The organism is Rhizobium sp. NPDC090279, assembly GCF_044769665.1.
Classification (GTDB): Bacteria; Pseudomonadota; Alphaproteobacteria; order Rhizobiales; family Rhizobiaceae; genus Rhizobium.
Genome location: NZ_JBIVYI010000031.1, coordinates 1 through 10707 on the forward strand (window position 1 = coordinate 1; position 10707 = coordinate 10707).

Genomic DNA, 10707 nt, shown 5'->3' on the forward strand with positions numbered 1-10707 from the left:
TGCCGAGCTTGATATAGAGCTGCACAGCCCTCATGCGGTCTTCATACGAATACATGAACTATCTCCTGTTAGTCCAAGTTTTCGTCCGCACCTCCGAAGTGCCGAAGTAAAACTCCCCAGTTATGCCGGCGTGGACGCCAAGGAGAACTGGTTATTTTTAGGCGGCCGGCCCCGCGGCTTTTGAGGTGGAGCGAAGGCAGGAGGTGCAATGAGGGCTTTGGAACGAACATGCTCCGGCATCGTTTCGGCATGTTGCCTTAGCTGGTAGCGGACTTGCTCAACGGAAAGGCTGCCGGAAGGCAATGGCTTAACAAGAGAGTGGACGAGCTGACGGGGTTGAGTGAATCAGCTCGCGCGTCTCGTCCGAGGATGACCCCCGTCCCGAACTGCTGCTCGACGTCTATCGAACAACGTGATGAATCAGCGATCGTATTGGCCAGAATATCCGCTACTGCCATTACGCGGCCGAGAGCAGTCGGTCGCCTGGCGGCCGCAATTCGGTCACTACGAGCAGGTCAAGCTCTTGGCTTGCCTAACGAATTTGTTGCAGAGGAAGTGCGCAATAGCAGGGCAGACGGTTCATATCCCTTCAAGGCGACTATTTGCATTTGTTGTAGCTGCATAACCTCAGGTTATCTCGGCTCGTATTTTTTTTCGACTGCCATCCCTGTTCGTCACTGTTAGAGTTTGACCAACAAAAGTGGGAACACAGCCTTTCCTAAGGGAAGCGACCAACAAAGCAGATATTTCATGACGCTACGAGCCAGGGCCGTTCACGCCCGCGCTAATGCGTGCGCTTGAACGGGAGTCGACGATATTGGTGACATCGTACGCAATGGCGACGGTTCAAAATTCACGTTCCAACGTAAGTATGGGGCATGATCCAAGATGAAAGTCGCTGCCCGTAAAACGCTCATTGGCCTGCACTCGCTCAGTAAGCATTACGGAACACATACCGTTTTGGACAAGATCGATCTTGAAGTCAGTGCGGGCGAGGTTCTCGCGATCATTGGGCCTAGCGGTTCGGGCAAAAGCACTTTGCTTCGCTGCATCAACTATCTCGAGCCTCCGTCGGGCGGCACGATAACCATCGGTCCAACCACAATCAACGCGGCGCAGCCGGTATCCCGTGCCGAGCTTTCGAGCCTGCGTCGACGTGTCGGCATGGTTTTCCAGTCATTTAATCTCTTTCCTCACATGTCCGTGCTGCGCAACGTCAGCCTTGCACAAGAACGGGTGCTTGGCCGCAGCAGGGCCGAAGCGGACGAACGTTCGATGCATTTGCTAAGCCGTGTCGGCTTGACCGATAAGGCTGCACAGTATCCCGGCCGTTGTTCGGGCGGACAACAACAGCGGATTGCCATTGCCCGGGCCCTGGCGCTCGATCCTGAAGTGATGTTGTTCGACGAGCCGACGTCAGCGCTCGATCCGGAGCTTGGGCTCGAAGTGCTGGCCGTCATGCGCGAACTGGCCACGAGCGGGATGACGATGGTCGTTGTGACCCACGAAATGGGTTTCGCCGAAAACGTGTCCGACACGGTGATGATCATGGCGGATGGCCAGATCGTTGAAAGGGGTCCGTCTGCCGAGGTCATGCGTAGTCCGCAGCACGAGCGGACGCGTCGCTTCCTTCGTGCGGTGCATGACCGATGAGCGCAGCCGATCTTCTTATGTTTGTTCGGGGCTTTGTCTGGACCATTGCCCTGACTGCCGGTTCCTTCGCGATCGGCGCCATTCTGGCCGTACCGCTTTTGGCCGCGCGTCGAAGCCGATTTTTCCTGCTGCGCCTCCTTGCTTCGATTTTGATCCAGATCATCCGCGCCTTCCCGCCGATCCTCTGGCTGTTCATCATCTTCTTCGGTTTCGGGATGGGCTATTTCCCGATCAGCCCGTTCGTGGCGGCGCTTGCCGGCCTCGGTCTTATCGCGGCTGCGAACATGTCGGAAATCTACCGTGGTGCCCTTAATTCGATTCATCACGGCCAATGGGAGGCCTCGACGGCGCTCGACCTTGGCCGATGGTATACGATGAGGGATGTGGTGGCGCCGCAGGCCTTCAGGGTAGCCCTGCCGTCGGCGGCAAGTTATCTCATCGGCTTGATGAAGGAGACGGCTGTCGCTTCGACCATCGGGGTGACGGAACTCGTCTACCAGGGCAACCAGCTTTCGCAGCTGACGTTCCGCGGTCTGGAAATATTCGCCGTCGTCGGACTTTTCTACATTTTCCTCAGCCTGCCGGTCGCCTGGCTGTCGCGCGTCGCCGACGCTCATCTCCGATCGAAGGTGGCGCGCTGATGTTTCCAAGCTATGACGAAATTGTCTCCTGGATGCCCGATCTCCTCGGCGGCCTTTCCATCAGCCTTCAGGTCACCGCGCTCAGCTTGTTGCTCGGCATTCCCTTCGGGCTTCTGTTGGCGTTGGGGGTGCTGGCACGCAACCGGACGCTCCGGGCGGCATCGCTTGTTCTTGTCGAGGTGGGGCGCGGCGCACCGGCCCTGGTGCTCCTGCAATTCATCTATTTCGGACTTCCGAGTGTCGGATTGACAATCGAAGCCTTCGCGGCTGCAGTGATCGCACTCGCCTGGAACACCGGCGCCTACACAAGCGAGATCATTCGAGCGAGCCTGCAATCAATCGCTCATGGCCAGCGCGAGGCAGCCGAAGCGCTCGGTTTGAGCCGGATTGACGAGTTGCGCTACGTCCTGCTTCCACAGGGTCTGCGGGTGGCTTTACCGGCGCTTCTCGGCTTCTCGATCCTTATTTTCCAAGGCACATCGCTTTGCTTCACGATTACCTTGCCCGAGCTCGTCAGCCGCGCCTACGAAATCGGTTCCACCACGTTTCGTTATTTCCCCGCCCTGCTTTGCGCCGGTGCGCTCTATGCCTGCATTTCGATACCCGCCGCTCTCCTCGTCAGCCATGTCGAGAAGCGCGCGGGCCTTTACGCTCAACGTTAACCCCCTGAAGAAAGGAATTCCGGCATGGCCGCATTCAAGTCCAAGACTTATCTTCTTCTGCCCGGCATCGTCGGCATGCTGTTGTCGGCTGAGCTTGCGCACGCTGCCGATTGTACGCCGCAGCATAAGTTCGCGACCATCCAGCCGGGCACCTTGACCGTTGCCGTGACGACCTATGCGCCGCATTCCTATATGGACGATGGCGGGAACATGAAGGGGATCGATGGCGACATCGCCGCCGAATTCGCCAAGCGAGAATGCCTGCAGATCAAGGCGGTCGCTGTCGATCCCGCCGCAGCCATCCAGTATGTGCTCTCCGGCCAGGCGGATATAACCACAGGCGACTGGTATCGCACCGCAGAGCGGGCCAAGGCAATGAACCTGTCCGCGCCGCTTTATACCGACCAGATGGCGATCTACTCCAAGCAAGGCTTCAAGAATGTATCCGATCTTGAAGGCAAGAAGGTCGGTACGGTCCAGGGTTATCTCTGGGTTGCCGACCTGAAGACCTTGCTCGGCGCGTCGCTGAAGCTCTATCCGAATTCCGTCAACATGCAGCAGGATCTGTTCGCCGGACGCATCGACGTGGCCGTGGACGGTTATTCGACGGGCGTCGTTGCTGCCCAGAAGGGCGCGTTGAAGGATGTCAAGGTTGCCGTCGCTGCCGCCGATCCGCGTGTGAAGGCGACGAAAGAAGCGGCGCAGGCAGCCTTTCCATATTCATTGAAGGCAAAGGAATTCGGCGAGGCGCTCGATCGCAATATCGAGGCGATGCATAAGGACGGAACGATCGTCAAGATCCTCAAATCCTACGGCCTCGACGGCACGGCTGCCGATACCGGCGCTCCACGTCTGGTGCAGTGAAGTCGTGGTGCGGGGGAGGTGATCTTCCCCCGCTCTTTGCGAATAGATATCGGGAGAGATGGCGATGACGGTCTATACGGTCACACGCAGGACGCAGTCATGGTATGGAGAGCAGATTGGCATTCTGATCCTCGATGCTGCCTATCCGTGTGTTCCAGGAAATGTCGGGAATGCTACCACCTACACTTATCCGGTCCGGTTTCAGGAGGTGCGGGGAGCGTCGATCGACAGGCTTTTGAACCGGCGTGACCCCGCTTTGAAGGACGCCTTCGTGGAAGCGGCCCTGGAGTTGGAGAGCCGCGGCGTCAAGGCGATTACCGGTGCCTGCGGCTTCATGGCCTATTTTCAGGAGGAAGTGGCAGCGGCGCTCGATATCCCGGTCTTCCTTTCGAGCCTGATGCAGATTCCCTTCATGCATGCGCTTTGCGGCGGCAGCGTCGGCATCATCACGGCGAATGCGTCACGGCTTACGCCGCGACATTTCAAGGCCTGCAATGTGCCGGAGGGTATTTCCCTTGCGATTACCGGCATGGAGGACCAGACGGAATTTCGCCAGGCGATCCTTGAGGAAAAGGGGACGCTGGATTCCGCTGAAATCGAACGCGAAGTGACGCAGGTTGCCCGCCATCTGGTGGAGGAGCATCCCGATGTGCAATCTATCCTCCTCGAATGCAGCGATCTGCCGCCCTATGCGCATGCCGTCCAAGCTGCCACGGGCCGCCCCGTGTTCGACTTCATCACCATGATCAACTATGTCCAGCAGAGCATTGCCCGCCGCCCTTATGCCGGCAGCATGTGACGCTGGCAGCTTCGACCGGGGAGGGCAAACATGTCTGTTGATCAATATTATCTGCTCGGACGTTCCGGGCTGCGCGTCAGCCGTCTGGCCTTGGGCACGATGACTTTCGGCAACGGTGGCATTCGCGGTATCAGTGGAAGCTGGGGTGCGGATGAAGAGACCGCGCGGACGATCTTCAAGCGCTATATCGCCGCCGGCGGCAACTTCATCGATACCGCCAATTCCTATGCCGGGGGATTGAGCGAAAGCCTTGTTGGGACCTTCGTGGCGGAAGCCGGCTTGCGCGATGAGGTTGTCATCGCCACGAAGTTTTCCAACAGCCTCTCTCCAGGCAACCCGAATGCCGGCGGAAACGGCCGCAAGGCGATGATGCAGGCGGTCGATGCCTCGCTCAAACGCCTGAAGACCGATTATATCGATCTCTATCTTCTCCATACGTGGGACCGCATGACGCCAGCCGAGGAGGTCATGCGGACGTTCGACGATCTCGTGCGTGCCGGCAAGATTCGCTATGCCGGGCTTTCGGACGTGCCTGGCTGGTACGCAGCTCGTGCCCAGACATGGGCGGAAGCGCACACGCTCACCCAGCCGATCTGCCTGCAATTGCCCTATTCGCTGGTGGAGCGGAGCATCGAGCACGAATTCGTCCCCTTCGCCGAGACGCTCGGTCTTGGCATCACCGCATGGAGCCCGCTTGCCATGGGGCTTTTGTCCGGAAAGTATCGCCCCGGATCGGCGGCAGGGGGGAGGCTTTCGCAGGACTCGTCGGGCGGCGGCCTCGGATTGTTCACCGAACACAATATGTGCATCCTCACCGTGCTGGAAAGGGTCGCCGGCGAGATGGGGCGCAGTATGGCACAGGTGGCGCTCAACTGGTGCGTCAACCGCCCAGGCGTCGCTGCGGCGATCGTCGGCGCCAGCCGGCTTTCGCAACTGGATGACAATCTCGCCGCGCTTGAATTCACGATCCCGGCTGAACTCCGCGCGAAACTCGATAACGCCACCGCCATCGATGCACCCTATCCCTACGCGCTGTTTGCCGACGACTATCAGGCCGCGATCCTCAATGCCGGCGCATCGGTGGGCGACAAGCCGCCAAGCTATCGTAGGGAAATCCTGCTGCCCAAGGTGACGGACTACACATTCGGCCAACCGAAGACTGAAGATCTCGATTGAATGTGCGGCTGGTTGGAAGGAGCTATGATATGTTGAATGATGCGCGCTCCCATGGTCTTTGGGAAAAGACGGCCATCGCCGCCCCGCGGACATTGCCTTTGACCGGTCAACTCGCCGCGGATGTGGTGATAGTCGGCGGCGGCTTCACCGGCCTTTCGGCGGCCCTGCATCTTGCCGAGGCCGGGCGAAGCGTCGCCGTGCTTGAAGGAACCGAAATCGGCTTCGGCGGATCGGGGCGCAATGTCGGCCTGATCAATGCCGGCATGTGGGTGATGCCGGACGATCTGCCGGGAGAGCTTGGTGGTATTCATGGCGAGCGGCTGCTCCAGCTTTTCGGCAATGGTCCGCAGATCGTCATGTCCATCATAGACAAGCACGGCATTGAATGCGAGCTCGAGCGTAACGGCACCCTGCATTGTGCAGTTGGCAAGTCCGGCTTGAAGGAGATCACCGAGCGCGCCCGGCAATGGCAGAAGCGTGGCGCGCCGGTCGAGCTGCTGGATGCGAATGAGACGGCGGCTCGCATCGGCACGAAGGCCTATGCGGGCGCGCTCCTTGATCGGCGCGCGGGGACGCTGCAGCCGCTCGCTTATGTGCGAGGGTTGGCGCATGCGGCGGTACATGCCGGCGCCATGCTGCATACGGGGTCGCCTGTTGTCTCATGTACACGCGACGGAACTGTCTGGAAGGTCTCGACCCAGAGCGGCTCCGTAAGCGCTGAATGGGTCGTCGTCGCGACCGACGCCTATAGCGAGGGACCTTGGGCAAAAGTTCGCCGGGAGCAGGTGCATCTTCCCTATTTCAATCTCGCCACCCGGCCGCTGCCGTCCGAACTGCGCAAGTGCATTCTTCCCCGTCGGGAAGGGGCATGGGATACGAAGGAAATCCTGTCGTCCTTCCGGATGGACAAGGCCGGCCGCCTGGTATTCGGCAGCGTCGGCGCTTTGCGCAATACTGGAACGGCGGTTCATGTCGGTTGGGCAAAACGCGCGCTTGCGCGGCTCTTTCCACAGCTAGGGCCTGCTGAGTTCGAATATGAGTGGTACGGCAAGATCGGCATGACCGACAATGCTCTGCCGCGTTTCCATCGTTTCGAGCAGAACATCGTGGGCTTTTCCGGCTACAACGGTCGCGGCATAGCGCCGGGTACTGTCTTCGGACAGATATTGGCCCGCCATATTCTCGGGGAACTGCAGGAGGTCGATCTGCCGCTGCCGGTCACCGATGCGAAGCAACAGTCCTTCAGAGGCTTCAAGGAATCCTATTACGAGGTTGGTGCCCAGCTCGCGCATTTTTCCGGCGAGCGATTCTAGGTCGCGGGCATCTCGGCTGTTCCGAAGATGGGTGCGTCGGCACCCTGTTCAAGCAGCCAATCCCGGAAGAGCATGGCACCGTGTTTTGCCGGACGCTGCGCCGGCATGACGATGTATATGGTTTGACCGGACCGATAAACGGCATCGAGCGGATAGACCAACCGGCCGGCCCGGACATGATCGTGGACAAGGTGTTTCCAGCCAAGTGCGATGCCTTGCCCGAATACTGCGGCCTCGATCGAGCTCAGTGCGTCCGTGAAGACAAAATCCTGGTCCAGGCGAGCGACGGGAACGGAATAGTGACTGAGCCAATCGTGCCAGCCGAGCCGAACGCGATGCCGCTCCTCGAAATGCAGAAGTCTGTGATGCAGCAGATCGGCAGGTTCGCTGACGGGAGCGTGCTCCCTGAGATAATCGGCATTGCAGACGGGAATGACTTCCTCGGTTACGAAATGCCATGCGTGTAGTCCTGGCCACTTTCCTGCCCCGAGCCGGGCTGAAATGTCGATATTCTCCTCATCCAGATCCTGATCGTCGCGGCTGCTTTCCTCGATACGCAGCGCGATATCGGGATGCCGCGCCTTGAAATCCTTGAGGCGCGGAAGAAGCCAGAGCTGCACGAAAGACGCCGAGAATGACACCCTGACAGTGTCGTTCGAATGCTTCGTGCGCAAGGATGTCAGCACCATGTGTAGGTGATCGAATGCCTGTTGCGTTTCCCTGTAGAGTCTCTGGCCCTCGGCGGTCAGCTCCAGCCGCGTGTGTTCGCGGCGAAACAATTTCAGCCCCGTCGCTTCCTCCAGCAGCTTGATGGTCTTGCTGACGGCCGGCTGGCTGACATTCAGCTCCTCGGCGGCGGCCGTAAAGCTTCGCCGGCGGGCTGCCGCCTCGAAGACGAAAAGATAATTGGCGGAGGGTACCAGGGATCGCAGTCTGTGCATAAATTGAAGTTATGCCCCTCTGTACTTTTTTGCAACGTCACAACCGTAATCACCGCCGGTAGTCTCGCCCGAAATCAAATCGGGAACTCTCCATGCAAACTCATGCTCGCGCCGTCGTTATTGGTGGTGGTTGTGTCGGTGCCGCCATTCTTTATGGCCTCACCAAACGTGGCTGGACGGATGTTGCGCTTCTGGAGCGCACACAGCTGACCGCCGGTTCCACCTGGCATGCCGCCGGTCTCATTCCTTCTTATGCGCGCAGCATCAATATCGGCCGGATGATCGCCAAGACGATTGAGATCTATGAAGGCCTAGAGGCCGAAACCGGCCAGCATGTGGGTTGGCACAAATGCGGGCAGCTGCGCATCGCGAACACGCGCGACCGGCTGGACGAGTATAAGAGCTACATGAGCGTTGCCGCCGTTCAGGGTATCCGCGCCGAACTGGTGACGCCACAAGAGGCTCGAAAGCTGTGGCCGCTTCTCGAAAACAATCATGAGATGCTGGCAGCGCTCCATCATCCCGATGATGGCCACATAGCGCCGGCCGACGTCACGCAGGCGATGGCGAAAGGGGCACGAGATCGTGGCGCCAAGATCTATCTCAATACCGAGGTGCGTGGCTTTGAACGCCTGTCGGGTGGTGAGTGGAAAATCCTGACCAACAATGGCGAGATCATCTGCGAGCACGTGATATCGGCAACCGGCAACTACGCGCGCCAGACCGGCGCCATGCTCGGCCTCGAAATTCCGGCGATCCCGATCGTTCATCAATACTGGATCACCGATGCCGTGCCGGAAGTGGTGGAGCGCAAGCGCCAGGGCCTGCCGGAAATGCCGATCCTGCGCGACGAGGCTTTCGAGGGTTATTTGCGCGAGGAAGGCGATGGGCTGATGTTCGGTCCCTATGAGAAGACCGAGCACCTGAAGCTATTTGCGGAGAACGGCGTGCCCGAGTGGTTCGGTGCGGACTTGCTGGAAGAGGATTTCGATTCCGTTTCCTGGAATTGGGAACGTGCCATGGAACTCGTACCAGCCCTTGGTCGGGTCGGCATCAAGGCGAATGTGCGCGGTCCATTCCAGATGACGGCTGACGAGTTGCCGCTGGTGGGGCCGGCCTGGGGGCTGGAGAATGTCTGGATCGCCGAAGGCGTGCCGGGCGGTATCCTCTGGGGCGGGGCCATCGGCTATTACCTGTCGGAGCGCATTGTCGAGGGCGCAAACAGCCTTGATACGTCCGAACTCGATCCGCGCCGCTTTGGCGACTATGCCAACAAGGAATGGACGAGGCAGAAGGTGCGTGAAAGCTGGGGCACCCATGCCGAGCTGCATTATCCGGGCCAGGACATGCCAGCGGCCCGTGCCCAGAAGACGGCACCCTCCTATGATATTCTCACCAAGCGCGGTGCTGTCTGGAGCGTCCTGAACGGTTGGGAAATGCCGAACTGGTTCGCGCCTGATGGTGTCGTGGCCAAGGATCAGAACAGCTGGCGCTGGACCGAGAAGGGCAAGTATGTCGGCGAGGAAGTCCATGCGGTACGCAACGCCGTCGGCCTTGTCGAGATGACGCCGATGACGAAGTTCGAGGTCTCGGGCTCCGGCGCCGAAGCGTGGCTCGACGGCATTCTCGCCAACCGACTGCCGAAAGTCGGCCGCGTCAATCTCAGCCATCACCTGACGAAGAACGGTGGCGTGCAGGCGGAGTATATCGTCTCCCGGCTTGAGGATGGCATGTTCTACCTGATCTCGACACCACGCGCGGAGCGCTGGAATTTCGACGACCTGTCGAAGCTGTTGCCAAGGGACGGGACCGTTCAATTGCGTAACGCGACGAACGAGCGTGGTTGCTTCACGATCGTCGGTCCCAAGGCGCGCGAAGTGCTGCAAGGCCTCACCGAGATGGATCTCTCCAACGAGGCTTTCCCGTGGTTCGGGGTCAAATCGGGCACGGTCGGTCTTGCCACCGACGTTCGGTTGCTGCGCGTGAACTATGAGGGCGAGCTCGGATGGGAGCTTTATCATCCGCTTTGCTATCAGCGCCATCTCCTCGAAGCACTGCTTGCGGCGGGTGAGCCGCATGGGATGCGGCTGATCGGTCTGCAGGCGCTGGAATCGCTTCGACTCGAAAAATCCTATCGCGCCATGTACCGCGACATGAACCCGGAACTGACGGCTTGGGAAAGCAGCCTCGACCGCTTCATTCGATTGGACAAGGGCGAATTCATCGGCAAGCAGGCCCTGTCGCGGCAGAAGGAACAGGGCGTCAAACAACGGTCTGTCACGATCACCATCGACACGGAGGGCGCGAGCTCGCTGATCCATGAGGGCGTTTATCGCAACGGCAAGATCGCCGGTCGCATCACCTCCGGTGGTTACGCCTACACGCTTGGCTGCGATGTTGCCTTCGTGCTGCTCCCGGTCGAACTTGGCAATCCTGGCACCGAACTCGAGGTGCCGATCCTCGGGGAGATGCGCAAGGCGCGCGTAATCCCGGAATCCCCCTATGATCCCGATGCCCTGCGCGGCCGCATGTGATGACAGAACGTCGAGTCCAGGAGAGAGCACCATGAAGATTCTCGTGCCAGTTAAGCGGGTAGTTGACTACAACGTGAAGATCCGCGTGAAGCCGGATGGTTCTGGCGTTGAGCTTTCGAACGTG

At 59.5% G+C, this 10707-nt stretch carries 10 protein-coding genes and 2 pseudogenes; 10 read left to right on the forward strand and 2 right to left on the reverse strand.

Translation table 11 applies throughout. The annotated features are described in order from the left end of the window. Positions 1–184 (forward strand): hypothetical protein (locus ACIQWP_RS31480; RefSeq protein ID WP_402796357.1); only part of this gene is annotated, 184 nt, incomplete at its 5' end. Here ACIQWP_RS31480 and ACIQWP_RS31485 read toward each other — a convergent pair. After that, positions 121–270: pseudogene (locus ACIQWP_RS31485) on the reverse strand (AAA family ATPase); the annotation flags it as partial. The gene ACIQWP_RS31480 and the pseudogene ACIQWP_RS31485 sit on opposite strands and share 64 nt — an antisense overlap. A 618-nt stretch (positions 271–888) precedes the next feature. On the opposite strand from ACIQWP_RS31485, the gene ACIQWP_RS31490 reads away from it, so the two are divergent. From ACIQWP_RS31490 to ACIQWP_RS31520, 7 genes are all read left to right on the forward strand, one after another. Continuing rightward, positions 889–1653, forward strand: coding sequence for an amino acid ABC transporter ATP-binding protein (locus tag ACIQWP_RS31490; protein WP_402796336.1), 765 nt, complete (start codon positions 889–891; stop codon positions 1651–1653). Next, on the forward strand, positions 1650–2294 hold the full coding sequence (locus tag ACIQWP_RS31495) for an amino acid ABC transporter permease (RefSeq protein WP_402796339.1): 645 nt from the start codon (positions 1650–1652) through the stop codon (positions 2292–2294). Before ACIQWP_RS31490 ends, ACIQWP_RS31495 begins: the two co-directional genes overlap by 4 nt. After that, positions 2294–2956 (forward strand): amino acid ABC transporter permease, encoded by a 663-nt coding sequence (locus ACIQWP_RS31500; RefSeq protein WP_402796341.1) that lies wholly within the window; start codon positions 2294–2296, stop codon positions 2954–2956. The genes ACIQWP_RS31495 and ACIQWP_RS31500 overlap by 1 nt, the downstream gene beginning before the upstream one ends. 24 nt (positions 2957–2980) lie before the next feature. Further along, positions 2981–3820 carry a transporter substrate-binding domain-containing protein gene (locus ACIQWP_RS31505; RefSeq protein ID WP_402796343.1) on the forward strand — a complete coding sequence of 280 codons (840 nt, stop codon included), beginning with the start codon at positions 2981–2983 and terminating at the stop codon, positions 3818–3820. 64 nt (positions 3821–3884) lie between these two features. Continuing rightward, a complete protein-coding gene (locus ACIQWP_RS31510) occupies positions 3885–4619 on the forward strand; it encodes an aspartate/glutamate racemase family protein (protein WP_402796345.1) in 735 nt (244 codons plus the stop codon). Between the two features lie 30 nt (positions 4620–4649). Beyond that, positions 4650–5795 carry an aldo/keto reductase gene (locus ACIQWP_RS31515; protein ID WP_402796348.1) on the forward strand — a complete coding sequence of 382 codons (1146 nt, stop codon included), beginning with the start codon at positions 4650–4652 and terminating at the stop codon, positions 5793–5795. Positions 5796–5824: 29 nt separating this feature from the next. Further along, a complete protein-coding gene (locus tag ACIQWP_RS31520; protein ID WP_402796350.1) occupies positions 5825–7108 on the forward strand; it encodes an NAD(P)/FAD-dependent oxidoreductase in 1284 nt (427 codons plus the stop codon). On the opposite strand, the gene ACIQWP_RS31525 is transcribed toward ACIQWP_RS31520, so the two are convergent. Further along, positions 7105–8049 carry a LysR substrate-binding domain-containing protein gene (locus ACIQWP_RS31525; protein WP_402796352.1) on the reverse strand — a complete coding sequence of 315 codons (945 nt, stop codon included), beginning with the start codon at positions 8047–8049 and terminating at the stop codon, positions 7105–7107. The two genes, ACIQWP_RS31520 and ACIQWP_RS31525, sit on opposite strands and share 4 nt — an antisense overlap. A gap of 92 nt (positions 8050–8141) precedes the next feature. Here ACIQWP_RS31525 and ACIQWP_RS31530 point away from each other — a divergent pair, with 92 nt between their 5' ends. Both ACIQWP_RS31530 and ACIQWP_RS31535 read left to right on the forward strand, forming a co-directional pair. After that, on the forward strand, positions 8142–10583 hold the full coding sequence (locus ACIQWP_RS31530) for an FAD-dependent oxidoreductase (protein ID WP_402796354.1): 2442 nt from the start codon (positions 8142–8144) through the stop codon (positions 10581–10583). Between the two features lie 31 nt (positions 10584–10614). Beyond that, positions 10615–10707 (forward strand): annotated as a pseudogene (locus ACIQWP_RS31535) (electron transfer flavoprotein subunit beta/FixA family protein); the annotation flags it as partial.

Excerpts from the sequence above, each read along its gene's own strand:
- ACIQWP_RS31505 (WP_402796343.1), top strand. The coding sequence starts at position 2,981 with ATGGCCGCATTCAAGTCCAAGACTTATCTTCTTCTGCCCGGCATCGTC.
- ACIQWP_RS31520 (WP_402796350.1), top strand. The coding sequence starts at position 5,825 with ATGTTGAATGATGCGCGCTCCCATGGTCTTTGGGAAAAGACGGCCATC.
- ACIQWP_RS31530 (WP_402796354.1), top strand. The coding sequence starts at position 8,142 with ATGCAAACTCATGCTCGCGCCGTCGTTATTGGTGGTGGTTGTGTCGGT.
- ACIQWP_RS31510 (WP_402796345.1), top strand. The coding sequence starts at position 3,885 with ATGACGGTCTATACGGTCACACGCAGGACGCAGTCATGGTATGGAGAG.
- ACIQWP_RS31500 (WP_402796341.1), top strand. The coding sequence starts at position 2,294 with ATGTTTCCAAGCTATGACGAAATTGTCTCCTGGATGCCCGATCTCCTC.
- ACIQWP_RS31515 (WP_402796348.1), top strand. The coding sequence starts at position 4,650 with ATGTCTGTTGATCAATATTATCTGCTCGGACGTTCCGGGCTGCGCGTC.
- ACIQWP_RS31525 (WP_402796352.1), bottom strand. The coding sequence starts at position 8,049 with ATGCACAGACTGCGATCCCTGGTACCCTCCGCCAATTATCTTTTCGTC.
- ACIQWP_RS31490 (WP_402796336.1), top strand. The coding sequence starts at position 889 with ATGAAAGTCGCTGCCCGTAAAACGCTCATTGGCCTGCACTCGCTCAGT.
- ACIQWP_RS31495 (WP_402796339.1), top strand. The coding sequence starts at position 1,650 with ATGAGCGCAGCCGATCTTCTTATGTTTGTTCGGGGCTTTGTCTGGACC.